Origin of the sequence: Bradyrhizobium sp. JYMT SZCCT0428 (assembly GCF_018131075.1) — a bacterium.
Taxonomy (GTDB): domain Bacteria; phylum Pseudomonadota; class Alphaproteobacteria; order Rhizobiales; family Xanthobacteraceae; genus Bradyrhizobium.
On sequence record NZ_JAFCLS010000007.1, the window covers coordinates 93,891 to 117,386 of the forward strand.

Genomic DNA, 23,496 nt, shown 5'->3' on the forward strand with positions numbered 1-23,496 from the left:
GTCATTTGGTATCTCCCTTGCTTGGTGAAAGGAGGTTAGAGGAATGGTTCAATCCTCAGAAGGTACCGATCGCGCTGCGTGGCGATACGAAGGGAAAATCAATGAAAAAAGGGGCGCTTGCGCTGCTGGTGCGTGGCGGGACTGATAACTGGGCAGCGTCGCGGTGGATGAAGCGGTTTGGCGACGTCTGCCCGGACCGCCTCGTGGTGGAGATGCCGGATCCATCGTTCGACCCGGCCGAGGTCCATTATGCCGCGGTGTGGAAGCCGAAGCCCGGGGAGCTCGCCGCTTTCAGGAATTTGCGTATCATCTTCAATCTCGGCGCCGGCGTCGACGCACTGATGGTGGATTCCACGCTGCCCGACGTGCCGCTGGTGCGGGTCGCGGTCCCCGACCTGACCGAGCGGATGACGGAATATGTCGTGCTGCATGCGCTGATGCATCACCGGCAGGAGCTTTATCTGCGCGAGAGCCAGCGGGTGAAGCGCTGGTCGCCGCAGCCGCAATGGGCGGCGGGCGCGATCACGGTCGGCATCATGGGGCTGGGCGCGCTGGGCGCCCATGCCGCCGGGGTGCTCAAGCATGTCGGCTTCAAGGTCGTGGGCTGGAGCCGCAGCCCCAAGGAGATCGCCGGCGTCCCCTGCTTTCACGGCGAACAGCAACTGGACACGTTCCTGCGGCAGACCGATATTTTGGTCAGCCTGCTGCCGCTGACGGCCGATACGCGCGGTATCCTCAATCGCGCCATGTTCGAAAAACTCAACCGCAATAGCCCGATGGGTGCGCCGGTTTTGATCAATGCGGGCCGCGGCGCGTTGCAGAATGAAGCTGATATTTTGAGCTGCCTGGAAGACGGCACGCTCGGCGGCGCCTCGCTCGACGTCTACGTGACCGAGCCATTGCCCGCCGACAGCCCGTTCTGGACCCATCCGAAGGTAGTGCTGACCCCGCACAACGCCGCCGACACCGATCCTGAGGAAATTTCGAAATACGTCGCGCAGCAGATCGAGCGTTTTGAGGCCGGCGGAGCGTTGGAGAACGTGGTGGATCGCAAGCAGGGGTATTGAGTCCAGTTTGAATGGCGATTCCCGGCCTTGAGCCGGGACCCATAGCCACCGGCGGTTATTGGTTAGCAGGCTGGTCGCTATCTTCCATTTCCAACAACATCCGCCGCGGCGTATGGGTCCCTGCGTTCGCAGGGACGACGACTTACCCCTGCGCCATCACAGCGACCGCGCCGTTGACAAGCGCTTCCAGTTCCGCGCGCGGGATCTGGGCGCGGGCGCGGATTGCGATGGTGTGGATGGTCGCCGACGCGAGATTCGCCAGCACTTGCGGATCGGCTGTGGCTGGCAGTTCGCCGCGCTCCTGTGCGATCTTGAACAGCCGCGCAAAGAAGCGGTCCATCTCGACGAGGCCGCTGACCACGAGAGCGCGGATGTCAGGGTCGAACACCGCTTCCGAGGTCGCGGTCATCACAGTGAAGCAGCCGCGCGGGCCGCCCTCGCCCGACAGATACATGTCGAGCGCGATGCCATAGATTCGAAGCAGCATCGGCCGCAGCGGCAGATCGGCCGCAAAGGCCTCGCCCATCCGCGCGCGGGCGCGGTTGCGGTAGCTCTCATAGGTCTTCTTGTAGAGTTCGCGCTTGTCGCCGAACGCGCCATAGAGGCTCGGCCGGTTCATGCCGGTGGCGGCGCTGAGATCGTCGAGCGAGGTCGCGGCAAAGCCGTCCTTCCAGAACACATCGAGCGCGCGGGACAGCGCCACGTCAGGCTCATAGGCGCGCGGCCGGCCGCGGCGTTTTGGTGGGACGGCGCCGGCCGCGGGCGACGGCTTCGCAGGCTGAGGCTTTGCGGACTTCAGCAATGCAGCCTCGGGCCGGGCGCGCGGTGGCGGCGGACTTCTTTTTTGTACCATCTTGCAAATAATCCTTGACGCTTATTTATACGAAGCGGTACATAAATCAAGCTCAGCCGTCGCGACCGTCTGAACCCGAGCGTGAAACCCCAAAGTGAACCACAGGGAGATTCGACCATGGACCTTTATTTCTCGCCCCTCGCCTGCTCGATGGCAACCAGGATCGCGCTGTATGAGGCCGGCAGCCAGGCCAACTTCATCGAGGTCGACCCCAAGACCAAACGGGTGTTGAAGGACGATTCGGATTTCTACGCGGTCAATCCGCTCGGCCTCGTGCCGGTCGTACGGACCGACGACGGCGTGACGCTGACCGAGAACGCCGCGATCCTGCAGCACGTCGCAGAGCGATTGAGCGATTCCAATATCGGCGCCAGGCCCGGCATCGAACGCTCGAAGCTGCAGCAATGGCTGTGCTTCATCGGCACCGAACTGCACAAGGGCCTGTTCACGCCGTTGCTCGGCAAGACCGTGCCGGCGGAGGTCAAGGCCTATACGCTGGAGCGGTATCTGTCGCGCCTCGACTACCTCAACAAATATCTCGAGGGGCGTGAATTCGTGCTCGACCATTTCAGCGTGGCGGACGCCTATCTCACCACCGTGCTGAACTGGAGCATCGCCACCCCGATGATCGACTTTTCGAAATATCCGGCGGTGAAGGATTATCTCGAGCGGATGAAGAAGCGGCCGAGCGTGGCGAAAGCGCTGGCGGAAGAGTTCGATCTCTACAAGGCCGAGATCGCGCGCCACAAGGCGGCGGCGTAATTCAGTTGTCGCCCCGGCGAACGCCGGGGCCCATACTCCGCGGCGGTCGTGATTTAAGGCGGTCGTCGACCACCGCGGCTAAATGGATGGGCCGCGGCGTATGGGCCCCCCGATGTGCAATTGCACATCTGAGCTCAAGGCCGGGACGACGCAGTTGAGAGAACGCCACCAACATTATCTCGCCAGCAAACGCGCCTTCATATCCACCATCGCCTGCCCGAACACTTTGGTATCGTCGAGCGCGCGCGCCAGCACCAGCGCGCCCTGAATGGTCAGCAGCGCATCCGCGGATCGCCGCCGCGCCACGCCTGCACTGAAGCCGGCACGTCGCAGCGTCTGCGCCAGCGCATCGTTCCAGCGACTGAAATAATCCTGCACCTGCGAGCTGAAAATATCCCGCGACGCCCCGAGCGCAATGACGCCGACCAGGCAGACGCGGTGGCCGGAGTGGAAATACCGGTCGACCCCGGCGGTCATGTCGGCAATCGCCTGTGCGGGATCATCGGACTTGCGCAGGGCTGCGAAGATATTGACTTCGAACCAGTGGTCGATCTCGGCCAGGACTTCCGCGGCCATCTGCGCTTTGCCGTCGGGGAAGAAATGATAGAGGCTGCCCTTGCCAAGGCCGGTGGCCTTACTGATCAACGCCAGCGTCGCGCCCTCGTAACCGTGGCTACGAAAGACCTCGCCCAGCAGGGGCAACAGATCGGCGCGTTCGGAAACGGTCTTGGCCATGGCTCCGCTAGAACGGGCTCTCGCTCAAGCCCGCGACATCCGCCGGACGCGGTCCGGGCGCGGCCCAATGAAAGCGGCGGTCTTTCTCGGCAATCGCGACATCGTTGATGCTGGCCTCGCGCCGGCGCATCAGGCCGTGCTCGTCGAACTCCCATTGCTCGTTGCCGTAGGAGCGGTGCCACTGCCCGGCAGCGTCATGCCATTCATACTGGAAGCGCACCGCGATGCGGTTGGCGTCGAACGCCCAGAGATCCTTGATCAGGCGATACTCGTGCTCTTTGGCCCATTTGCGGGTGAGGAAAGCGACGATCGCTTCGCGGCCCTGGAAAAATTCGGCGCGGTTACGCCAGCGGCTGTCCTCGGTATAGGCCAGCGAGACGCGGACCGGATCGCGCGAATTCCAGGCGTCCTCCGCCATGCGGGCTTTCTGGGCAGCGGTCTCCCGCGTGAACGGCGGCAATGGCGGACGCGACATCTGACATCTCCAGCTTTGAACAGGGCTGGAGACTGTACCGATCGGTACAGCGAGTCAAGCATTCGACGAAAATCAATCGAGATCGGCCTTCAGCAGCAGCCGGAGCGATTTCGGGATCGGCTGCGCCCGCCCCTCGCAAATGAACGCGACGCGCACCTTCGCCGTGACCAGAGCTTCCGTTCCACGCCGCACTTCCTGCGCCAGCGTGATCGAGGCGCCCTTCACCGCGATCGGCCAGGTCACCACGTCGAGCAGATCGTCCATCCGCGCCGGGCGCAGGAAGTCGATCTCCATCGAGCGGACCACGAAGGCAAAGCCCGGCGTCTCCGCCTGCGCCTGCTCGAACAGTGCATGCTGATCGGCGCCCATGAGCCGCAGATGATTGGTGCGGCCGCGCTCCATGAAGCGCAGATAATTGGCGTGATAGACGATGCCGGAGAAATCCGTGTCCTCGTAATAGACGCGGACCTGCATGTGATGGCGGCCGTCGCGGACCGCGCCGTCGATGTGGGGTAAAGTCAATTGCGGCCCTCGATCGCCTGGAAAGCCATCGTTTTGCGCAAAATACGCGTGGTGCGCAAGCGTAACGCCTGCGGCGGATTACGCTACCACCGCGCCCTGCCCGCCCAGGGTCACCAGCACGATCTCCGGGGGAACGCCGATGCGGAACGGCATGATGCTGCAGCCGAGGCCGCCGGAGACGACGATGTCGTGCTTCATGCGGATGTGGCCATAAGCGAGCCGCTGGCCGGACGGCGCGACTGGCGACCAGCCCAGCAAACGCACCTGACCGCCATGGGTATGGCCGGAGAGCTGCAGTGACACCCGCGACGGCACGCGTTTGGCGATGTCGGGCTCATGCGCCAGCAAGATGATCGGCGCGTCATCGGTGACCTTCGCCAGCGTGGCGCCGAGATCGTCGACGCCGACCCGCCGCACCGGCCTGAAACGGCGTGCCGGGAAATAGGCCAGTTGGTCGCCAAGGCCAGCCAGCCAGAATGGCCGCCCGTCCTTGGTGAGGCGCTTGGCGTCGTTGTCGTAAACCGGAATACCGGACGCTTCCAGCGCGCGGCGGGCGAAGGTGTGCCCCTTGCCTTCGCGCTGCACTTCCTTGTCATCCCACCAATCATGATTGCCGAGAATGGCGTGCACGCCGAGCGGGGCCTTCAGCCTGGCCAGCACCGGCGCCCATTCATCGGCCGGGATGAAGCGCGTCACCTTGCGGTGCCCAGCCACGTAGTCGCCGAGCATGACGATGACGTCGGCCTTCAGGGCGTTGGTTCGCTCAACAATCCCCTGGATGCGGTCGAGCGACATCCAGGGATCGCAGGCGTGCAGATCGGTGATGACGGCGATCTTGAGCTTGAGATCGGTGGGCCATTGCGGCGGCGCAAGGTTGTAGCGCGTAACGCGAAGCTGCAGCGCGGGTTCGGAGAATCCGTAGGCCGTGGTCGTGACGCCGAGGGCGCCCAATCCACCAAAGAGTCGAAAGAAATGTCGGCGTGAAATCATGGCTGGTCAATCGTGATGCATCGCAAACATGGGCGGGTATTGGGCCGGAATTGGGGTGCGTTTGTGCAGATCGTCAGCAGTTGCATTAAGGTTACCACCTGTTCTCTCCGATCAGCGCGTCAAGCCGGGCCCTCAATTCGTCGGAGGCGCGATAGTACCAGACGCCGCCCAAAAGATCTCGAAAACGGTCGCTGGCCTGGGCCTCGCGCCCGATGCGGTCGATGGTTTCCATGCTGATGACATCCTCGAGCGGACCGGCGGCGAGCAGCGAAAGCAGCGCCGGATTGGTCTCGATCTCGAGGATCGCGACGATCAGATCAATCGCCCCGTCCGGATTCTCACCACGCAATTCGCTCTCATAATCCATCATCGCAAAGAAATTGTCGTCGCGGTCGCAGTCGGATTTCGAATGCTGTTCGACCCAGGCCCGCGCCAACTCCGGCAGCGTCATGGCTTCACAATCGAGCGGCTGTTTGGGGGTCCGTCGTGCGACGTCGTCGGCCTTCCAGCCCTTGAGGTCGGCGATCGCCTGGATGCGCTGCTTCAACGGCTTGTTTGGACCGAGCAGAATGCCGCCGAGCAGCCAGCGCAGCCGGACATTATCCTTCGCCTCGGCCTCGATCCGGTCGATCACGCTTTCGCCGTGGGCATACATCAGCGACATCATGAACTTTTCATTGAGCTGCATCACGGTCGGCTTGTCGGATTCACTGCGCAGCACTTCAAGCGCAAGATCGAGCGCGCGATCCGGCTTGCGGTGCGGCAGATGATCGAAATAGAGCTTGGCCGCCCAGGCGCCGGAGGTCTGGTCGCGCTTGCTGAGCCGCTGCAGCACAGCCCACAATGAGGCCAGCTCGTCGACCGGCATCGCGTTGAGGAAGTTGTCGGAATCGTCGGGCGTGCCCAGTTCCGGCGCCGCGACAATGGCCAGCACCTTGGCGTCTTCGGTCGATTTCATCTGGCACTCCACGGAAGAACCAGCCGGTCCCGCGCGATGCGCGCGCCGCCGACTTGTTGATATTCTCTGTTAGTGCGTGATTGGGCCGTTCCGGTTCGAACGCGTCAGTCGTCGCTGTCGCCGCCGCCGAACAAGCCGAACTGCGCCGGATCGCGCGCCGGTTCGGCGAGGCCGAGATGCTTGAAGGCGTGCGAGGTCAACAGCCGGCCGCGCGGGGTGCGCTGCAGATAGCCGCACTGGATCAGGAACGGCTCGATGATGTCCTCGATCGCATCGCGCGGCTCCGACAGCGCCGCCGCCATGGTTTCCACGCCGACCGGACCGCCGCCATAGTTCAGCGCGATGGTCGAAAGATATCGCCGGTCCATCGCATCGAGGCCGGCGGCATCGACTTCCAGCGCGCTCAGCGCGTGGTCGGCGATGGCGCGATCGACGGAGCTGGCATCCGCGGCGGACGCAAAATCCCGCACCCGGCGCAGCAGCCGACCGGCGATGCGCGGCGTGCCGCGGGCGCGGCGCGCGATCTCGTTGGCGCCGTCAGGCGTCATGCCGATGTTGAGCACACGGGCGCCACGGGTGACGATCTTCTCCAGCTCTTCCACGGTGTAGAAATTCAGCCGCACCGGAATGCCGAAGCGGTCGCGCAGCGGATTGGTGAGCAGGCCCGCGCGCGTCGTGGCGCCGACGAGGGTGAATTTCGCCAGCTCGATTTTTACGGATCGCGCTGCCGGCCCCTCGCCGATGATGAGATCGAGCTGAAAGTCCTCCATCGCGGGATAGAGCACTTCCTCAACCGCCGGGCTGAGGCGATGGATTTCGTCGATGAACAGCACGTCGCGCTCTTCGAGATTGGTCAGCAGCGCCGCAAGGTCGCCGGCCTTGGCGATCACAGGTCCGGAGGTCGCGCGAAATCCGACGCCGAGTTCACGCGCCACGATCTGCGCCAGCGTGGTCTTGCCGAGACCGGGAGGGCCGACGAACAGCACGTGATCGAGTGCCTCGCCGCGCTTGCGCGCCGCCTCGATGAAGATCGACAGATTTTTCCGCGCCTGCGCCTGCCCTACGAATTCGGACAGCAATTGCGGGCGCAGCGCGGTGTCGCCGACATCGTCGGAACGGCGCTCGGGGGTGACGATGCGGGAGGGGGTGTTCATGCGGCAGTTCTAGCACGATGCAGGGGTTTCGCGAGCCACCAGCACAGGCTGGCCGGAATGACCGCCAGCACAGCGAGGATCGCTGACAGCGTCAACGCCTGTCGTGCTGACCGGACATCCGGCAAAATCACGGCCGATGATTCCGAGGGCACCATGAAGGTGCCGAATACGACGAAACCGGCGACGGCAATGGCCGCGGCGAGCCACGCCATCCAGATCATGCTGATGCCGCCATAAACCGCAGCCAATGCGAATATCAGGCCGGCCGCGACCGATGGCAGGAACGACGCGAGCATCGTCGCAAGTGCGAGCAGCACGATCGCGACAGAGACCAGGGTGCGCAGCGCTTCGAGTTCGAGAAGCGCGAGAAACATCTGCAGCAGCGCGGCGCCGAAACCGACCACGATCAGCGAAATCAGCGCCGCAATCGTCAGCGGTCCTGCAATCGAAAAAATCAGGACGATGCCGATCGCGCGCGCGAAACGCCCGGCAACGGCGCCTGCCGAATAGTCGCGCGTGACGTTGCGGGAGGGCGTGTTCATGCGGCCATTTTCGGAAACAACGGCCGGAAAAACGACCGTTCATAACGGATGAAGCAGCGTGTCCGCTTTGCAAAGGCGACGGCCTTCTGGCAGTCGGGATCGGTGCTGGCGTCCTTGCGATACTGTTCGTAGGCCGCAAGGCTCGGAAAGCTGAACATCGCCAAAGCGACGTCGCTCTCGCCTTCGGATGGCAGAAAGTAGCCGTGATGGACGCCGCCAAACCGCGGCAGCAGCTCAAGCCACATGGCGCCGTAAGCCTCGAAGTCGGCGAGCTTGTCCGGATCGAGCTGGTAACGCAGATAACACGTAATCATTTTATGATGCTCCAGCGCAGTTCGCTCACTTCGCGAGTTCCTTCAGCCCCAAGCGGATCAGCTGCGCCGTTTCCGCATTCTCGCCGGCGCTGCGCGAGGCCGACGCGATGGCGGCCGCGGCCTGCGGCTGGCCGTAGCCGAGATTGACCAGCGCCGAGATGGCGTCGGTGACCGGGCGCGGCGCGCGATCATTGTCGATGGCGCCGGAAAGATGCACCAGCGCTGGATCGACGCTGGCGAATGCCGGCGCCTTGTCCTTCAATTCGGTGACGATGCGTTCGGCGACTTTCGGCCCGACGCCGGGCGTGCGCGTCACCGCCGCCTTGTCGCGCAGCGCGATGGCATTGGCGAGTTCAGCCGGCGGCAGCGTCGAGAGCACCGCCAGCGCCACCTTGGCGCCGACGCCCTGCACGGTCTGCAGCAAACGAAACCATTCGCGCTCGATGTCGCCGCGAAAACCGAACAGCTTGATCTGGTCTTCGCGCACATAAGTCTCGATCGAGAGCACCGCGGCCTCGCCGGGCGCGGGCAGCGCCTGCAGCGTGCGCGACGAACAGTGCACCTGATAGCCAACGCCGCCGACGTCGAGGATCACGTAGTCCTCGCCGTAGGAGTCTATCAGGCCCTTGAGTTTGCCGATCATAGGCCCGCCACCCTCATTCGCAGCGCCGTGCTGGCGCGGTGATGGGCGTGCGTGATCGCGATCGCCAGCGCGTCGGCGGCGTCGGCGGATTTCGGCTCGGCCTTCGGCAGCAGGATCTTGAGCATGACAGCGATCTGGTTCTTGTCGGCATGACCGGCGCCGACCACGGTCTTCTTGACCTGGTTGGGCGCGTACTCGGCAACCGATATGCCGAACATCGCCGGCGCCAGCATGGCGACACCGCGCGCCTGGCCGAGTTTCAGCGTCGCGACGCCGTCCTTGTTGACAAAGGTCTGTTCGACCGCAGCCTCCATTGGGCTGTAGTCGCCGAGCACGGCGGCGAGGCCTTCATGGATCGCGAGCAGCCGGCTCGCCAGCGGCTGATCGTCCGGCGGCTCAACCGAGCCGCAGCCGATGAAGACCAGGCGGTTGCCCTCGGTCTCGATCACGCCCCAGCCGGTGCGGCGCAGGCCGGGGTCGATGCCGATAATCCGGACGGGTTGGCGAATCGGAGGAGATGTCATGGCCTGTGATAACGCCAGAGCACCGTGAACGAAACATAAAGAGAACGGTCATCCCCGCGAAAGCGGTGGACGCCGGCAGCCCCTCACCGCTCCATCACCGTCCCTGCGAACGCAGGGACCCATAACCATCAGCTTTTATTGGGCAAAAGGTCTTTGCCGCCGTGCCCTGACTGATGGATCACACGGTATGGGTCCTGCGTTCGCAGGGACGACAGATCACCCGCCCATCTTCGCCATCAGCGCGTCCGAGACCTCGAAATTGGCGTAGACGTTCTGCACGTCGTCGTGCTCGTTCAAATGGTCGATCAGCTTGAGCAGCTTCTCGCCGGTCTCGTCATCGACCGGCACCGTGTTCTGCGGCTTCCAGGTCAGCGCCGCCTTGCGGGCCTCGCCGAATTTCGCTTCCAGCGCCTTGGCGACCTCGCGAAAGGTTTCCTTGGAGGCATAGATTTCGTGGCCGCTCTCGCTCGAGATCACGTCGTCGGCGCCGGCTTCGATCGCGGCATCCAGCATCGCATCATCGGAGGCCACCTTGGCGTCGTATTCGATGATGCCGGTGTGATCGAACATGAAGGAAACCGATCCGGTTTCGCCGAGGTTGCCGCCGGACTTGGTGAAGTAGGAGCGGATATCGGAGGCCGCGCGGTTGCGATTGTCGGTCAGCGCCTCGACGATGACGGCGACGCCGCCGGGGCCATAGCCCTCGTAGCGGATCTCGTCGTAATTCTCGCCCTCGCCGCCGCTCGCCTTCTTCACGGCGCGCTCGATCGAATCCTTCGACATATTCTCCTGGCGGGCGGAAATGATCGCCGCGCGCAACCGCGCGTTCATCGCGGGATCAGGCTGGCCCATCTTGGCCGCGACCGTGATTTCCCGCGCCAGCTTGCCGAACAGTTTCGACTTCTGGGCATCCTGCCGCCCCTTGCGGTGCATGATGTTCTTGAATTGGGAATGGCCGGCCATGCGGGGTCTCTTGGATTCGTTCGTGAGCGGATTTGGATGAAAACGCGGCCTTATAGGCCGACAACCGGCCAAAATCAAAGATTCACGGCCGTTTTGGTACTTAAGTAGTGCCCCGTATGCCGGAATATCAGGCAGTTGTTAACCATGACTTCATGCCCGGATGAGAGGATGCGCCGCACATTCTCAACTTATAAGAGCCCTCATGGCGTTCGGTTTGTTTCGAAAGCGCGTGCCGGAAGCGACCGCGGCTGCCGTCGAGCTTAAGGTTCCGGCGGTTGTGGCTGCGACCGACGCGACCGCGCCTGAAGGCGATTCGGCCAAGGAAATCCTTGAACTGCTGGAACTCGAACTCGGCGGCATGATCCGCCAGCTCGAGCGCGCGGCCCATTCGGTCGCCGGCGGCGCCGAGGCGACCGCGGCGACGCTGACCACCATCCGCCACCGCACCGATGCCCTGACCGGCCGCACCACCGCAGCCCAGTCTACCGCGACCACCTTCTCGCAGGCCGCCGACAAATTCACCCATTCGGCCCAGGGCATCGGCGAGCAGGTCCGCGATGCCGGCAAGCTCGCCGACCAGGCCAGCGAGGCCGCCCGCGAAGCCAGCGCCAATGTCGACCGGTTGCGCGAATCGTCCGCGGCGATCGGCAATGTCGTCAACCTGATCGCGCAGATCGCGCGGCAGACCACGCTGCTGGCGCTCAATTCCACCATCGAGGCCGCGCGTGCCGGCGAAGCCGGACGCGGCTTTGCCGTCGTCGCCACCGAGGTGAAGGCGCTCGCGGTGCAGACCCAGAACGCCACCGAGGAAATCACCAGGAAGATCGAAGCGCTGCAGCGCGACGCCGCCGGCTCGGTCGACGCCGTGCATCGGATTTCGCAGGCGATCGAATTGATCCGGCCGGTGTTCGACAACGTCAACGGCGCGGTTGCCGAGCAAAGCCAGACCACCGGCGAAATGTCCGACAATGCCGCCTCCGCCTCGCGCTTCATCGTCTCGGTCGGCGAAAGCGCCACCGAGATCGATGTCGCGACCAAGGAAGCCGAAGCGCATGGCGAAAGCGTCGCCAATGCCGGACGCGCGGTCACGACCTTTGCGCAGAAGCTCAAATCGCGCTGCGCGGTGCTGCTGCGCCAAAGCGAGCGTCAGGGCCAGCGCAAACAGGAAAAGCTGCCTTGCAGCCTCCAAATCGAAATCCAGACCGCGCGCGGCCTGATCACGGCGCCGGTCTACGAGATTTCGATCGACGGCATTCTGATCAGTGGCCCGGACGCCGAAAAGCTGACGCCAAACCAAAGCCTCGACGCCACGCTGCCGGATATCGGCGCCTGCAAAATTCGCATCAGTGAGCGTTCCAAGGCCGGTGCGCAGGCGCAGTTCGAGCGGCCGGATTCCGCTTTGCGCGAGGCGATCGAAGACAAATTGTGGGCGATCCACGACGAGAACACCGAATTCGTCACCCGCGCCATGGAAGCCGGCGCCGCGCTGACCAGGATTTTCGAGCAGGGCGTCGCCAGCGGCGCGATCTCGATGGAAGACATGTTCGACACCAACTATGTCGAAATCCAAGGCAGCAACCCGGTGCAGTACCGCACCAAGATCCTGGACTGGGCGGACCGCGCGCTGCCGCCGTTCCAGGAAGCTTTCCTCGCCAGGGACAAGCGGATGGCGTTCTGCGCTGTCATCGACACCAACGGCTATCTGCCGGTTCACAACAAGATCTATTCACACCCGCAGCGGCCCGGCGACGTCACCTGGAACACCGCCAACAGCCGCAACCGCCGCATCTTCAACGATCCCGCGGGCCTTGCCGCCGGCCGCAACCAGCGCGCCTATCTGGTGCAGAGCTACGCCCGCGACATGGGCAACGGCAACACCGTGATGATGCGCGAGATCGACGTGCCGATCCGCGTCAAGGGCCGGCACTGGGGCGGTTTCCGCACGGCCTACCGGCTCTAAGCGCCATTGGGTTTCCGACGGGCATGCTTCGCTGGAAAACGCTCTAGTTCGCTCTCAGGCAAGACTCCAAGGCGCGAATCGCGTTCTAGACTTGAAGTTGGAATGCGCTCGCCGCGGTGAGCCGATCACCGGCTCTGACTGGAGAAAGCTCGAGCATGTCCTTTGTGCAGCGTGCGGTCCTGGACACTCAATCCAACCAGACACTTGCCGAACGACTGATTGACCAGCTTGCCGACCGCATCGGCGGGCTCGGCGTGGAGCTTGCCGATATCGCCGGCAACGTCCAGGAGGTCGCAAGCCGCGTCGCGAACCAGTCGGACCGGTTCCACCACTTGCAGAAGACGGCCCAGACGATGGTCGCGGCCAACCGCGACATCGCCAATGCATCGCAGGCGGTGCAATCGACCACGTCCGCAGCCGTCGGTGAGATCGTCCAGTCGCGCAGCGCGGTGGATACGGCCGTCAAGCACATCGCCGAACTCGTCGACGCGGTCGGCCGCATCGAGGCCCGGCTCAGCGCCGTCGGCTCGGCGCTGTCGCAGGTTGCAAAAGTTTCCGGCTCGATCGAGGCGATTGCGAAGCAGACCAACCTTCTGGCGCTCAATGCCACGATCGAGGCGGCGCGCGCCGGAACCGCCGGCCGCGGCTTTGCCGTGGTCGCGAACGAAGTGAAGAGTCTCGCGGAAGGAACGCGCCAGGCCACGCAGCAGATTTCCGATACCATGCGCGATCTCGACGGCCAGATCGGCAGCCTGATCGGCGAGAGCAGCGACGCCTCGCTCCGCGCCAAGAGCGCTAGTGAAGGCGCACAGCAGATCAGCGGCATCATCGCGCGCGTGCACCAGGGCATCGCGTCCGTAGGCTATGAGATCGACGGCGTCGCCAGGGCCGCGACGTCCAATCTCGGCCATTGCGACCGCGTGATCGAGGAACTCGGCCAGCTTGCCCAAGGCGTCGATCTGTCTTCCAGCGAGCTGAAGCAGGCCGACGGACGGGTGGCGAAGCTGCTCGAACTGTCGGAAGGCCTGATCGTGCTGATTGCCGACAGCGGCGTCGAGACGGCGGATGCGCCGTTGATCCGCGTGGTGATCGATACCGCAAAGCAGATTTCCGACGCGTTTGAGGCCGCCGTCGCGCGCGGCGAGATCACCGTCGAGCAGTTGATGGACGAGAAATACCGCGAAATCGCAGGCACTGATCCGAAGCAATATCTGACCGACTATGTCGCCTTCACCGACCGCGTCCTGCCTGCCATCCAGGATCCGATCCAGAAGAGCGATCCGCGCATCGTGTTCTGCGTCGCCTGGGCCAAGAGCGGCTACCTGCCGACCCACAATCCGAACTACCGCCTGCCGCAGGGGCCCGACCCGGTCTGGAACAACGCCAATTGCCGCAACCGCCGGCTGTTCAGCGATCGCGCGGTGAAGAAGGTGGCTGTAACACAAAGCCGTTCCTGCTGCAGACCTACCGCCGCGACATGGGCGGCGGCAATTTCGTGCTGATGAAAGACCTCTCCTCGCCCATCCACGTGCGCGGCCGCCATTGGGGCGCTTTCCGCATGGGCTTTAGGCAGTCCTGAACGACAGACGTCAAAACGCCCTGCCCGGCGTGGGCTGTCACACCCCTGACATGCCCATTTGAAACTAACGGTGATGCCGTGCATTTCCTTTTGCGCTTCCCTGGGCGGAGTAATCTGATGACCGAAAAACCAGTCAATGGCTCGATCCATGACCGCATCCACGCGGAAATGATGGACAGTTTCGACGAGGAACTGGAACTGGAAATCGACGACGACCTCCTCGACACGCTGACCACCGAATTCGAGGGCGATACATCAGAGAAAACCGTCGACCGTCACCTTTATTTCAAGGAACTGTTCCGCCTGCAGGGTGAACTCGTCAAACTGCAGAGCTGGGTGCAGCACCAGAAGCTGAAAGTGGTTGTCATCTTCGAGGGACGCGATTCAGCCGGCAAGGGCGGCGTCATCAAGCGCATCACGCAGCGGCTCAATCCGCGGGTCTGCCGGGTCGCCGCGCTGCCGGCGCCGAACGAGCGCGAACGCACGCAATGGTATTTCCAGCGCTACGTCTCGCATCTGCCGGCCGGCGGCGAGATCGTGCTGTTCGACCGGAGCTGGTACAACCGCGCCGGCGTCGAGCGGGTGATGGGATTTTGCAGCGAAGGCGACGTCGAGGAGTTCTTCCGCTCGGTGCCGGAATTCGAACGCATGCTGGTGCGTTCCGGCATCATCCTGATCAAATACTGGTTCTCGATCACCGACGAGGTGCAGCATCTGCGTTTCACCATGCGGATCCGCGACCCCTTGAAGCAGTGGAAGCTGAGCCCAATGGACGTGGAGGCGCGCAGCCGCTGGGAGCAATACACCAAGGCCAAGGAAGCAATGCTGGAGCGCACCCATATTCCGGAAGCGCCGTGGCACCTGGTCGAGGCCGTCGACAAGAAGAGGGCGCGGCTGAACTGCATCGCCCATCTGCTTGAACAGATTCCCTACAGCGAGGTCCCGCAGGCCCCCGTCATCCTGCCAGCGCGCGTGCGCAATCCGGATTACCAGCGCGGCCCGGTGCCGCCGGAGATGTACGTGCCGGCGCGCTACTGAGCGCGTACCACTTGTCTGGCAGACCCGCGTCCGGACCGTTGGCCCGGAATCTAGCGCAGGCCTGCCGGCAATTCGAAGCCCTTGTACTCGCGCAGCAGCATCGCCTTGAGCACCGGCGTTTCCGGCTTGGCGTCGGGCCCGGGCACCGGATTGCTGTCCGCCTTGATAAAATCCGGTGGCGTCCCCGGCAATTTGTAGAGATTGAAGCCGTTCCGCCGCACGGCGAAATCGGCCTGCAAATAGCCGTCCGCCATCATGCTGCCGGCAGGCGCGAGGTAGAAGCCGTCCTCACGATAGGGCCCGAGCATCGAATAGGCCTTCGAGCCTTTCCGGACGCCGCTGAGCTGGCTGCTCAACCTGACCAGTTCGGTCTCGCGGCCGTCGATGTTCACATAGACCCGGCGCAGCGGCAGTTCGGCAGCATCCTGCGTCACCACGCTGACGAGCACGAGCACATGCTTGGCGAGCGCGCGGTATTCTTCCGCACTGGAAGCCCAGGAGAAATCCACCGAGGATCCTCTTGCCGCGCCCTTCGGCGCGACCTTCGCCGTGTTGATCGCGGACTTCTCCAGCCGCCCGGTCATGTCTTCGGGCGATACCGGGTTCTGCGATACCGGGCGCTGGGTGAGTTCTTGCGCAGACGCCGACTGCGACAGCAGCAACGCCAGCAGGACGACCAGAAACCTTTGCATCACACCTTCTCGTAACCCCGTTCAGTGGCCGGTCCAAAATCCCGGCACCGCCGGCTCCAGCCTGCCGCCCGCCCGCACCGGCGCGATTCGCAGCGCCAGCCCGGTGGCATCGTCGGTTTCGACCGCGACGCCGCTTAGTGTCGCCACACCGAACGCCGGTTCGAACCGGCCCGAGGGAATGCCGGTGACGAAGCGATGCAGCGGCTCTTCCTTCTGCATGCCGATGATCGAATCGTAATCGCCGGTCATGCCGGCGTCGCTCATATAGGCGGTACCGCCGGGCAGCACCTGATGATCGGCAGTGGGCACATGGGTATGGGTGCCGACCACGAGGCTGGCGCGGCCGTCGCAGAAAAATCCCATGCCCTGTTTTTCGCTGGTCGCCTCGCCATGGAAATCGACCACGATGGCGTCGGCGGCTTCGCGCAGCGGACAGGCGTCGAGTTCCTTGCCGACCGCGTTGAAGGGATCGTTGAGCGGCTCCATGAAGACGCGGCCCATGGCGTTGATGACCAGCGCGCGCTTGCCGTTCTTGGTGTCGATCAGTGCGGCGCCGCGGCCCGGCGTATGGCGCGGAAAGTTCAAGGGGCGGATCAGGCGCGGCGCGCGCTCGATGAACACCAGCGCCTCCTTCTGATTCCAGGCGTGGTTGCCCAGCGTGACCGCATCCGCGCCGGCGTCGAGGAAATCCTGATAGATCGCCTCGGTGATCCCGAAGCCGCCGGCCGCATTCTCGCCGTTGACGATGACGAGATCGAGCGACCAGTCTCTGACCATGCCGGGGAGATGCTCGGAAATAGCGGTGCGGCCGGTCTTGCCGACGACGTCACCGATGAAGAGGATGCGCAAAATTCAGCTCCGGAAATCGAACACTTTCTTTTCCGTTACCACAAAATCCAGCGCCACGTCGTGCGGCTGCGCCGGAACCGCCTTTATTTGCTGCACGGCAAACGCAGTGCCGACGGCGATAATGGTTTTCGCCTTGCGCAAATGCTCCAGCGTGAAATCGTAATGTCCGGCGCCATAGCCGATCCGGTGCCCCTCGGCGTCGAACGCCGCCAGCGGCACCAGCATGATGTCGGGAATGAGCTCGGCGGCGGCCGGCGATGGCTCGGGAATGCCGAGTGGCCCGAGCATCAGCCGATCGTTCCCGGACCACGCACGGAAGGCAAGCGACTTGCCACGCGCCATCACCGCCGGCAGCGCCAGCTTCGCGCCTGCTTCCGCGAGCTTGCGCATCAAGGGTGCCGGGTCGATCTCGTTGCGGATCGGCGAATAACCCGACACGACCATGCCCGGCGTGATCTCAAACGGCAGGCCGCGCTTGGCGAGGGCTTGCGCGGCAGCCGCGCGCTGCTCGTCGCTCAATGCATCGCGCTTTGCCAAAGCGGCAGCGCGAAGGTCTGCTTTCGAAGCACTTGCCGTCATGCAGCGTTCTGTTCCGCCGAACATCGCCCGCGAAGACGGACGAAGCGAAAGTTGCAGGGCCTAGGTGGTGAAGCCGGTAGAGTAAAAGCTCGACGCAAAAATCAACCGAAACAAAGTGCGAAGCCGCAGAGGCCGTTGAAGCGCTCGATCCCGGAGTTCCCTACGAAAGTAGGTGGGCACCATATGACCGGATCCACGGACCCGGCCAGGGACAGTTCCCTGAAGGATCGATAAGGCCCCGGGGATATATGGCTCCTGACGCGCAACGCAGCTTCGCCCACGCAATGTAGGCGTTAAAGGTCCAATCCGCCAGCGCTAACGCGCAATACACAAGCGGGAGCGCGTCTTCACCCTCCCCCTCCAGGGGGGTAAGAAAAACCATCACCCGATCGCGACGCCGCCGCCGATGGTGCGGTTCAGCATCTGCGTGGTCTTTTCGATGCGGTCGGCTGCGGCATTGAGCGCGTTGGCGACCGCGGTCTGCGTCGTTCGGGCGCGATCGATGGCGGCGACGCGCACATTGCGCAAGGCGTCGAGTTCTTCCTCGAGCGCACGGATACGATGGTTGGCGTCGAGCAATTCGTCGCACACGGTCAGCGCCGCCATCACGGTAAGCCGCGCATCACCGATCTCGCCGAACTTGCCGCGCAGCGATTCGACGCGTGCTTCGAGGCTCTCGGCGAGCTTGAGCAGACGCACCTCCTGCCCTTCCTCGCAGGCCATGCGGTACTGCCGGCCGTTGATGGTGACGTTGATGTGGCTCATGAGCTTTCTCCGGCGTCCAGCACGGCGCGGATGGTGCCTATCGCGGCGTCGAGTTTTTCCGATATCTCGCGGTTGGTGCGCTCCAGCCGCCGGGTCTTCACCAGCGAGCCGTCGAGTTCGTCGGCGAGGCGCGAGCGGTCGGCGCCGAGTGCCTGGATCCGGCTCGCAAGTTCATTCTCGTCACGGTCGGCATCGCGCCGCCGCTCGGCCGCAGCTTCCAGCGCATCCAGCGCCGCCATCAGCCGCCTTGTTGCAGCGTCGATGTCGGCAAAGGCGAGCTCGGGGTTGCCGGCCCCGTTGGCGGGACGATCGCTCATGAGAGACAGCGCGCACCTTCGGTTAAGCCGGCCGCACAGCAAAATCTGCGGTTGGGCAAGCGGTTAGGCCGCTAAATTTACGTGGCAAGCGAGGACAGCGCAACGCCCGCGCGAAGCTATGCACCGGTAGATCGGGCGAGCTTCGCTTCGGTCCCGTGGAAACCCGGTACCCGCTCTTCCGGATCATACGGATAAGCAACCTTTCGCACCGGAAGTGCGTTTCCTGAGCCTTGGACTCCGGGAATTGAGGTGCTATCCAGCCCTTAACCCTGCTGCCGAAGGGCAGCCCCATCACTGCAGTTCGCCGGCGGGCGGACATCAACCTCCTCAATTTCAAGCGGATTTTCATCATGACGCAGGTCGATCACTCCCGTATGGCCAATGCGATCCGTGGCCTTGCCATGGATGCCGTCGAGAAGGCGAAATCCGGCCATCCCGGCCTGCCGATGGGCGCCGCCGACATCGCGACCGTGCTGTTCACCCAGTTCCTGAAATTCGATGCCGCCGAGCCAAAATGGCCGGACCGCGACCGTTTTGTCCTCTCGGCCGGGCACGGCTCGATGCTGCTGTATGCGTTGCTGTACCTGACCGGCAACAAGGACATGACGCTCGACCAGATCAAGAATTTCCGCGCATTGGGATCGCTGACGCCGGGCCACCCCGAGAACTTCCACACCAAGGGCATCGAGACCACGACGGGTCCGCTCGGCCAGGGCATCGCGACCTCGGTCGGCATGGCGCTGGCAGAGAAGATGCTTGCCGCAGAGTTCGGCAAGAAGGTGGTCGGCCATCACACCTATGTGCTCGCCTCCGACGGCGACCTGATGGAAGGCGTGTCGCAGGAAGCGATCGCGATGGCCGGGCACTGGAAGCTCAACAAGCTGATCGTGCTGTATGACGACAACGGCATTTCGATCGACGGCCCGACCTCGATCGCCGATTCCGTCGACCAGGTGAAGCGCTTCAAGTCGGCCGGCTGGGCTGCCGAACTGATCGACGGCCACGATCCGAAGGCAATCGCAGCCGCCATCACCCGCGCCCAGAAGTCCAACAAGCCGTCGCTGATCGCCTGCAAGACCACCATCGGCTTCGGCGCGCCGACCCGCGCCGGCACTGCAAAAGCCCATGGCGAGGCGCTCGGCGCCGAAGAACTGAAGGGCGCCAAGGAAAAGCTCGGCATCTCGCTCGAGCCGTTCTCGGTGCCCGACGATGTCCTGAAGGCGTGGCGCGCCGCCGGCAGCCGCGGCGCCGCTGCGCGCCAGGAATGGGAGGGCGTGTTTGGCGAACTGGGTCCGCGCAAGCGCGCCGAATTCGAGCGCCGGCTGCGCCATGAGCGCCCGGCCTCGCTCGCCAAGGCGCTGCGCGACCACAAGAAGAAGCTGCTCGAAACGCCGCAGAACGTCGCGACCCGGAAATCCTCGGAATCGGCGATTGAGGCGATCGCCGGCGCGATGCCGATGGAATTCCTGGCCGGCTCGGCCGACCTGACCGGCTCCAACAACAACAAGGCGAAATCGGCTGTGGCGTTTTCCGCCAAGACGCCGAAGGGCCGCTTCATCCATTACGGCATCCGCGAGCACGGCATGGCCGCGGCCATGAACGGCGTCTTCCTGCATGGCGGTTTTGCGCCCAATGGCGCCACCTTCCTGGTGTTCACCGACTACGCGCGCCCTGCGATGCGGCTCGCGGCGCTGATGGGCGCGGGCGTCGTCTATGTCATGACCCATGATTCGATCGGGCTCGGCGAAGACGGTCCGACGCATCAGCCGGTCGAGCATCTGGCGGCGCTGCGGGCGATTCCCAACATGCGCGTGTTCCGGCCCTGCGACGCCGTCGAGGTCGCCGAATGCTGGGAGCTCGCGCTCAACCGCATCGACGGCCCGACGGTGCTGGCGCTGACCCGCCAGAACCTGCCGCAATTGCGCACCACCGCCCCGAACGACAATCCCTGCAGCCACGGCGCCTATGAATTGGTCGCCGCGCAGGGTGACGCAAAAGTGTCATTGTTCGCCTCCGGATCCGAGGTCGAGATCGCGGTCGCCGCCCAGAAGCAGTTGGCCGAACGCGGCATCGCGTCGCGGGTGGTTTCGGTGCCCTCGCTCGAATTGCTGCTGGCGCAGCCGGCGGACCGCCAGAAGGCCGTTATCGGCAACGCGCCGGTCAAGATCGCGATCGAGGCCGCGGTGCGCTGGGGCTGGGACGCCGTGATCGGTCAGGATGGTGAATTCATAGGCATGCACGGCTTCGGCGCCAGCGCGCCCGCCAAGGACCTTTACAAGCACTTCGGCATTACCGCCGAGGCGGCGGTTAACGCTGCCCTGAAGCGCCTCTAGAGCCTTCCCGTTCCGATGGAATTGGAACGGGGCTCCAGATTCTTGTTTTGACGCGTTTTCTACCGCAGATAAGTCTACGCAATCTGCGTAAACTTGATTGCTATGCGAACCGGTATCCACTTCGCTCGAAAACGCTCCGGTGCCCGTTTCCGAAGTTCGCGCGCCATTTGCGGCCCTGCGAACTTCGGACACAAAAGGGCAGTAGACGACAGTTAACTTTGGTGTGCCGCTTGTCGAAGTTTCCTGACCGTGCTCTGCGCAACCATTGCAGGAACTTCAACTCGGCGGCGCGCTGCTGACGGTTGAGCTTGTTGGCAAAAAGGTCTACCTAAAAGCTCATCTTGACCGTTCTCGCCCGGCCGAACCGGGCGATCCGCCGTAAGCACCCCCGTGGAACCATTCCACGGGGGTGACACCAGCTATTAAAGGAGAAACGAGCATGGCAATCCGGGTCGCGATCAACGGATTTGGCCGCATCGGCCGCAACATCTTGCGGGCGATTGCGGAATCCGGCCGCAAGGATATCGAAGTCGTAGGGATCAACGATCTCGGCCCGGTCGAGACCAACGCCCATCTGCTGCGTTTCGATTCCGTGCATGGCCGTTTCCCCGGCACCGTGACCGTCGACGGCGACTCGATCAACCTCGGCAACGGCAAGATCAAGGTTTCCTCCGAGCGCGATCCCTCGAAGCTGCCGTGGAAGGAACTCGGCGTCGACATCGCGATGGAATGCACCGGCATCTTCAGCGCCAAGGCCAAGGCCACTGCGCACCTGACCGCCGGCGCCAAGCGCGTGCTGGTTTCCGCGCCCTCGGATGGCGCCGATGCCACGATCGTCTACGGCGTCAATCACGACAAGCTGACCCGCGACCATCTCGTGGTCTCCAACGGTTCCTGCACCACGAACTGCCTGGCCCCGATCGCCAAGGTGTTGAACGACACCGTCGGCATCGAAACCGGCTTCATGACCACGATCCACGCCTATACCGGCGACCAGCCGACGCTCGACACCCTGCACAGCGACCTCTATCGCGGCCGTGCTGCAGCGATGTCGATGATCCCGACCTCTACCGGTGCGGCCAAGGCGATCGGCCTGGTGCTGCCCGAGCTTCAGGGCAAGCTCGACGGCGTCGCGATCCGCGTGCCGACCCCGAACGTCTCGGTGGTCGACCTCAAGATCGTCGCCAAGCGCGCCACCGACGTGAAGGAAATCAACGCGGCGATGAAGCGCGCGTCCGAGCAGGAGCTGAAGGGCATTTTGGGCTATACCACCGCGCCCAACGTCTCGATCGACTTCAACCACGATCCGCACTCGTCCACCTTCCATGTCGACCAGACCAAGGTGCAGAACGGCACGCTGGTGCGGGTGATGTCCTGGTACGACAATGAATGGGGTTTCTCCAACCGCATGGGCGACACCGCCGTGGCGATGGGGAAGCTGCTGTAAGCTAAGTCTCGTGTTCCGGACGCGGAGCAGCGTGTCTTCACGCTGCTCCGCAGAGCCGGGACCCATTTGCACCGCGACCAGCCCAACCATGGGTCCCGGTTCTGCAGCACAACGTCGGAGTCGCGCGAAGCGCGATCCTGAACGCGCTGCGCAGCCCCCCGGGACGAGAGACCACCCCAATGACAAAATCATTCCGCACCCTCGATGACGTCGACGTGAAGGGCAAACGCGTGCTGCTGCGCGTCGACCTCAACGTCCCCACCGACAATGGCCGCGTCACCGACGCCACCCGGCTCGAGCGCATCGCCCCCACCATCACCGAGATTTCCGGAAAGGGCGGCAAGGTCATCCTGCTGGCGCATTTCGGCAGGCCGAAGGGACGCGACGCCAAGGAGTCGCTCAAGCCTGTCGCCGCCGCGCTTTCGCAGGTCATCAAGAAGCCGGTCGGTTTTGCGGATGATTGCATTGGGGAGGCCGCTGCAAACGCGGTTGCCGCGATGAAGGATGGCAACATCCTCTGCCTGGAAAACACCCGCTTCCACAAAGAAGAAGAGAAGAACGATCCGGCGTTTGTCGGCGAGTTGGCAAAACTCGGCGACATCTGGGTCAACGACGCGTTCTCCGCCGCACACCGCGCCCACGCCTCGACCGAGGGCCTCGGCCACAAACTGCCGGCCTATGCCGGCCGCACCATGCAGGCCGAACTCGACGCGCTGGGCAAGGCGCTGGAAGCGCCGACCAAGCCCGTGATCGCGATCATCGGCGGCGCCAAGGTCTCGACCAAGATCGACTTGCTGGAAAACCTCGTCAGCAAGGTCGACGCGCTCGTCATCGGCGGCGGCATGGCCAACACCTTCCTGCACGCGCAGGGCGTCGGCGTCGGCAAATCGCTGGCGGAAAAGGATCTGGCGGCGACCGCGCTGCGGATCATGGAAAAGGCCGAGGCCGCCAACTGCGCCATCATCCTGCCCGTCGATGCGGTGGTCGCCTATCATTTCGCCGCCAATTCGCCCTCGCATGCCTATGGCCTCGACGCCATTCCGGCCGACGGCATGATCCTCGACGTCGGTCCGCAATCGATTGCGCGGATCCACGCCGCGATCGACGACGCCGCGACGCTGGTCTGGAACGGCCCGCTCGGCGCCTTCGAGATGTCGCCGTTCGACCGCGGCACCATGGTGTCGGCCAGGCACGCCGCCGAGCGCACCAAGGCCAAGAAGCTGATCTCGGTCGCGGGCGGCGGCGACACCGTCGCGGCCCTGAACCAGGCCGGCGTGGCCGGCGATTTTTCCTATGTTTCGACCGCGGGCGGCGCGTTTCTTGAATGGATGGAGGGGAAACCCCTGCCCGGTGTCGAAGTTCTAAAAGTTCGCTAATACGTCAAACCAACAGCAGATTGAGCGCTTAGGGCGCTGTAAATACAAGGAGAATTCGG

Annotated in this window: 24 protein-coding genes, 1 other RNA gene and 1 pseudogene; 8 read left to right on the top strand and 18 right to left on the bottom strand. The window is 63.8% G+C overall.

Annotated features, from left to right (window positions below):
• Positions 1 to 101: 101 nt before the first annotated feature.
• The gene (locus JQ575_RS09315) at positions 102 to 1,067 is read left to right on the top strand and encodes a glyoxylate/hydroxypyruvate reductase A (protein ID WP_212032920.1); all 966 of its coding nucleotides are present in this window, start codon (positions 102 to 104) and stop codon (positions 1,065 to 1,067) included.
• Positions 1,068 to 1,209: 142 nt separating this feature from the next.
• Here JQ575_RS09315 and JQ575_RS09320 read toward each other — a convergent pair whose 3' ends face one another.
• Positions 1,210 to 1,920: a TetR/AcrR family transcriptional regulator gene (locus JQ575_RS09320; protein WP_212032921.1), complete on the bottom strand. Its 711-nt coding sequence runs from the start codon at positions 1,918 to 1,920 to the stop codon at positions 1,210 to 1,212.
• A gap of 117 nt (positions 1,921 to 2,037) precedes the next feature.
• On the opposite strand from JQ575_RS09320, the gene JQ575_RS09325 reads away from it, so the two are divergent.
• Entirely contained in the window at positions 2,038 to 2,682 is a 645-nt protein-coding gene (locus tag JQ575_RS09325; RefSeq protein ID WP_212032922.1) for a glutathione S-transferase family protein, read from the top strand.
• 174 nt (positions 2,683 to 2,856) lie between these two features.
• On the opposite strand, the gene JQ575_RS09330 is transcribed toward JQ575_RS09325, so the two are convergent.
• The 11 genes from JQ575_RS09330 to JQ575_RS09380 form a co-directional block, all read right to left on the bottom strand.
• Entirely contained in the window at positions 2,857 to 3,417 is a 561-nt protein-coding gene (locus tag JQ575_RS09330) for a TetR/AcrR family transcriptional regulator (RefSeq protein WP_212032923.1), read from the bottom strand.
• A 7-nt stretch (positions 3,418 to 3,424) separates the two neighbouring features.
• On the bottom strand, positions 3,425 to 3,892 hold the full coding sequence (locus tag JQ575_RS09335) for a nuclear transport factor 2 family protein (protein WP_212032924.1): 468 nt from the start codon (positions 3,890 to 3,892) through the stop codon (positions 3,425 to 3,427).
• A 72-nt stretch (positions 3,893 to 3,964) separates the two neighbouring features.
• Positions 3,965 to 4,414 (bottom strand): tol-pal system-associated acyl-CoA thioesterase, encoded by a 450-nt coding sequence (gene ybgC / locus JQ575_RS09340; protein ID WP_212032925.1) that lies wholly within the window; start codon positions 4,412 to 4,414, stop codon positions 3,965 to 3,967.
• 78 nt (positions 4,415 to 4,492) lie between these two features.
• Complete coding sequence (locus JQ575_RS09345) at positions 4,493 to 5,404, bottom strand: metallophosphoesterase (RefSeq protein WP_212032926.1); 912 nt, start codon at positions 5,402 to 5,404, stop codon at positions 4,493 to 4,495.
• A 91-nt stretch (positions 5,405 to 5,495) separates the two neighbouring features.
• Complete coding sequence (locus JQ575_RS09350; RefSeq protein ID WP_212032927.1) at positions 5,496 to 6,362, bottom strand: DUF6869 domain-containing protein; 867 nt, start codon at positions 6,360 to 6,362, stop codon at positions 5,496 to 5,498.
• 104 nt (positions 6,363 to 6,466) lie between these two features.
• On the bottom strand, positions 6,467 to 7,516 hold the full coding sequence (gene ruvB / locus JQ575_RS09355) for a Holliday junction branch migration DNA helicase RuvB (RefSeq protein ID WP_212032928.1): 1,050 nt from the start codon (positions 7,514 to 7,516) through the stop codon (positions 6,467 to 6,469).
• The gene (locus JQ575_RS09360; protein WP_249166540.1) at positions 7,513 to 8,058 is read right to left on the bottom strand and encodes a hypothetical protein; all 546 of its coding nucleotides are present in this window, start codon (positions 8,056 to 8,058) and stop codon (positions 7,513 to 7,515) included. The genes ruvB and JQ575_RS09360 overlap by 4 nt, the downstream gene beginning before the upstream one ends.
• Entirely contained in the window at positions 8,055 to 8,372 is a 318-nt protein-coding gene (locus JQ575_RS09365) for an NIPSNAP family protein (protein WP_212032929.1), read from the bottom strand. Before JQ575_RS09365 ends, JQ575_RS09360 begins: the two co-directional genes overlap by 4 nt.
• 25 nt (positions 8,373 to 8,397) lie before the next feature.
• Positions 8,398 to 9,015 (bottom strand): Holliday junction branch migration protein RuvA, encoded by a 618-nt coding sequence (gene ruvA / locus JQ575_RS09370; protein WP_212032930.1) that lies wholly within the window; start codon positions 9,013 to 9,015, stop codon positions 8,398 to 8,400.
• Positions 9,012 to 9,539, bottom strand: coding sequence for a crossover junction endodeoxyribonuclease RuvC (ruvC, locus tag JQ575_RS09375; RefSeq protein WP_212032931.1), 528 nt, complete (start codon positions 9,537 to 9,539; stop codon positions 9,012 to 9,014). The genes ruvA and ruvC overlap by 4 nt, the downstream gene beginning before the upstream one ends.
• Positions 9,540 to 9,755: 216 nt before the next feature.
• Entirely contained in the window at positions 9,756 to 10,502 is a 747-nt protein-coding gene (locus JQ575_RS09380; protein ID WP_212032932.1) for a YebC/PmpR family DNA-binding transcriptional regulator, read from the bottom strand.
• Between the two features lie 202 nt (positions 10,503 to 10,704).
• Between JQ575_RS09380 and JQ575_RS09385 the strand changes: the two genes are divergently transcribed.
• The 3 genes and pseudogenes from JQ575_RS09385 (at position 10,705) to ppk2 (ending at position 15,079) form a co-directional block, all read left to right on the top strand.
• Positions 10,705 to 12,462: a methyl-accepting chemotaxis protein gene (locus tag JQ575_RS09385; RefSeq protein WP_212032933.1), complete on the top strand. Its 1,758-nt coding sequence runs from the start codon at positions 10,705 to 10,707 to the stop codon at positions 12,460 to 12,462.
• Between the two features lie 155 nt (positions 12,463 to 12,617).
• Positions 12,618 to 14,041, top strand: a pseudogene (locus JQ575_RS09390) (methyl-accepting chemotaxis protein).
• A gap of 117 nt (positions 14,042 to 14,158) precedes the next feature.
• A complete protein-coding gene (gene ppk2 / locus JQ575_RS09395; protein ID WP_212032934.1) occupies positions 14,159 to 15,079 on the top strand; it encodes a polyphosphate kinase 2 in 921 nt (306 codons plus the stop codon).
• Positions 15,080 to 15,129: 50 nt separating this feature from the next.
• Here the strand turns inward: ppk2 and JQ575_RS09400 are convergent, their stop codons facing one another.
• The 6 genes from JQ575_RS09400 to JQ575_RS09425 all read right to left on the bottom strand — a co-directional run bounded on the left by JQ575_RS09400 (position 15,130) and on the right by JQ575_RS09425 (position 18,281).
• The gene (locus JQ575_RS09400; protein ID WP_212032935.1) at positions 15,130 to 15,771 is read right to left on the bottom strand and encodes a hypothetical protein; all 642 of its coding nucleotides are present in this window, start codon (positions 15,769 to 15,771) and stop codon (positions 15,130 to 15,132) included.
• 21 nt (positions 15,772 to 15,792) lie between these two features.
• Complete coding sequence (locus JQ575_RS09405; RefSeq protein WP_192736867.1) at positions 15,793 to 16,620, bottom strand: TIGR00282 family metallophosphoesterase; 828 nt, start codon at positions 16,618 to 16,620, stop codon at positions 15,793 to 15,795.
• Between the two features lie 3 nt (positions 16,621 to 16,623).
• The gene (locus tag JQ575_RS09410; RefSeq protein ID WP_212032936.1) at positions 16,624 to 17,199 is read right to left on the bottom strand and encodes a 5-formyltetrahydrofolate cyclo-ligase; all 576 of its coding nucleotides are present in this window, start codon (positions 17,197 to 17,199) and stop codon (positions 16,624 to 16,626) included.
• A 116-nt stretch (positions 17,200 to 17,315) separates the two neighbouring features.
• A non-coding RNA gene (gene ssrS / locus JQ575_RS09415) (6S RNA) lies at positions 17,316 to 17,476 on the bottom strand.
• Between the two features lie 104 nt (positions 17,477 to 17,580).
• Positions 17,581 to 17,964: a cell division protein ZapA gene (locus JQ575_RS09420; protein WP_212032937.1), complete on the bottom strand. Its 384-nt coding sequence runs from the start codon at positions 17,962 to 17,964 to the stop codon at positions 17,581 to 17,583.
• Positions 17,961 to 18,281: a DUF4164 domain-containing protein gene (locus tag JQ575_RS09425; RefSeq protein WP_192736870.1), complete on the bottom strand. Its 321-nt coding sequence runs from the start codon at positions 18,279 to 18,281 to the stop codon at positions 17,961 to 17,963. Before JQ575_RS09425 ends, JQ575_RS09420 begins: the two co-directional genes overlap by 4 nt.
• Before the next feature lie 350 nt (positions 18,282 to 18,631).
• Between JQ575_RS09425 and tkt the strand changes: the two genes are divergently transcribed.
• From tkt to JQ575_RS09440, 3 genes are all read left to right on the top strand, one after another.
• On the top strand, positions 18,632 to 20,614 hold the full coding sequence (gene tkt, locus JQ575_RS09430; RefSeq protein ID WP_212032938.1) for a transketolase: 1,983 nt from the start codon (positions 18,632 to 18,634) through the stop codon (positions 20,612 to 20,614).
• A gap of 439 nt (positions 20,615 to 21,053) precedes the next feature.
• Positions 21,054 to 22,061, top strand: coding sequence for a type I glyceraldehyde-3-phosphate dehydrogenase (gene gap, locus JQ575_RS09435; protein ID WP_212032939.1), 1,008 nt, complete (start codon positions 21,054 to 21,056; stop codon positions 22,059 to 22,061).
• 179 nt (positions 22,062 to 22,240) lie between these two features.
• Complete coding sequence (locus tag JQ575_RS09440) at positions 22,241 to 23,437, top strand: phosphoglycerate kinase (protein WP_212032940.1); 1,197 nt, start codon at positions 22,241 to 22,243, stop codon at positions 23,435 to 23,437.
• Positions 23,438 to 23,496 lie beyond the last annotated feature (59 nt).

What these genes read in the sequence shown, in the direction of transcription:
- JQ575_RS09315 (WP_212032920.1), top strand. Translation starts at nt 102, where the DNA reads ATGAAAAAAGGGGCGCTTGCGCTGCTGGTGCGTGGCGGGACTGATAAC.
- JQ575_RS09320 (WP_212032921.1), bottom strand. Translation starts at nt 1,920, where the DNA reads ATGGTACAAAAAAGAAGTCCGCCGCCACCGCGCGCCCGGCCCGAGGCT.
- JQ575_RS09325 (WP_212032922.1), top strand. Translation starts at nt 2,038, where the DNA reads ATGGACCTTTATTTCTCGCCCCTCGCCTGCTCGATGGCAACCAGGATC.
- JQ575_RS09330 (WP_212032923.1), bottom strand. Translation starts at nt 3,417, where the DNA reads ATGGCCAAGACCGTTTCCGAACGCGCCGATCTGTTGCCCCTGCTGGGC.
- JQ575_RS09335 (WP_212032924.1), bottom strand. Translation starts at nt 3,892, where the DNA reads ATGTCGCGTCCGCCATTGCCGCCGTTCACGCGGGAGACCGCTGCCCAG.
- JQ575_RS09345 (WP_212032926.1), bottom strand. Translation starts at nt 5,404, where the DNA reads ATGATTTCACGCCGACATTTCTTTCGACTCTTTGGTGGATTGGGCGCC.
- JQ575_RS09350 (WP_212032927.1), bottom strand. Translation starts at nt 6,362, where the DNA reads ATGAAATCGACCGAAGACGCCAAGGTGCTGGCCATTGTCGCGGCGCCG.
- ruvB (WP_212032928.1), bottom strand. Translation starts at nt 7,516, where the DNA reads ATGAACACCCCCTCCCGCATCGTCACCCCCGAGCGCCGTTCCGACGAT.
- JQ575_RS09360 (WP_249166540.1), bottom strand. Translation starts at nt 8,058, where the DNA reads ATGAACACGCCCTCCCGCAACGTCACGCGCGACTATTCGGCAGGCGCC.
- JQ575_RS09365 (WP_212032929.1), bottom strand. Translation starts at nt 8,372, where the DNA reads ATGATTACGTGTTATCTGCGTTACCAGCTCGATCCGGACAAGCTCGCC.
- ruvA (WP_212032930.1), bottom strand. Translation starts at nt 9,015, where the DNA reads ATGATCGGCAAACTCAAGGGCCTGATAGACTCCTACGGCGAGGACTAC.
- ruvC (WP_212032931.1), bottom strand. Translation starts at nt 9,539, where the DNA reads ATGACATCTCCTCCGATTCGCCAACCCGTCCGGATTATCGGCATCGAC.
- JQ575_RS09380 (WP_212032932.1), bottom strand. Translation starts at nt 10,502, where the DNA reads ATGGCCGGCCATTCCCAATTCAAGAACATCATGCACCGCAAGGGGCGG.
- JQ575_RS09385 (WP_212032933.1), top strand. Translation starts at nt 10,705, where the DNA reads ATGGCGTTCGGTTTGTTTCGAAAGCGCGTGCCGGAAGCGACCGCGGCT.
- ppk2 (WP_212032934.1), top strand. Translation starts at nt 14,159, where the DNA reads ATGACCGAAAAACCAGTCAATGGCTCGATCCATGACCGCATCCACGCG.
- JQ575_RS09400 (WP_212032935.1), bottom strand. Translation starts at nt 15,771, where the DNA reads ATGCAAAGGTTTCTGGTCGTCCTGCTGGCGTTGCTGCTGTCGCAGTCG.
- JQ575_RS09410 (WP_212032936.1), bottom strand. Translation starts at nt 17,199, where the DNA reads ATGACGGCAAGTGCTTCGAAAGCAGACCTTCGCGCTGCCGCTTTGGCA.
- JQ575_RS09420 (WP_212032937.1), bottom strand. Translation starts at nt 17,964, where the DNA reads ATGAGCCACATCAACGTCACCATCAACGGCCGGCAGTACCGCATGGCC.
- JQ575_RS09425 (WP_192736870.1), bottom strand. Translation starts at nt 18,281, where the DNA reads ATGAGCGATCGTCCCGCCAACGGGGCCGGCAACCCCGAGCTCGCCTTT.
- tkt (WP_212032938.1), top strand. Translation starts at nt 18,632, where the DNA reads ATGACGCAGGTCGATCACTCCCGTATGGCCAATGCGATCCGTGGCCTT.
- gap (WP_212032939.1), top strand. Translation starts at nt 21,054, where the DNA reads ATGGCAATCCGGGTCGCGATCAACGGATTTGGCCGCATCGGCCGCAAC.
- JQ575_RS09440 (WP_212032940.1), top strand. Translation starts at nt 22,241, where the DNA reads ATGACAAAATCATTCCGCACCCTCGATGACGTCGACGTGAAGGGCAAA.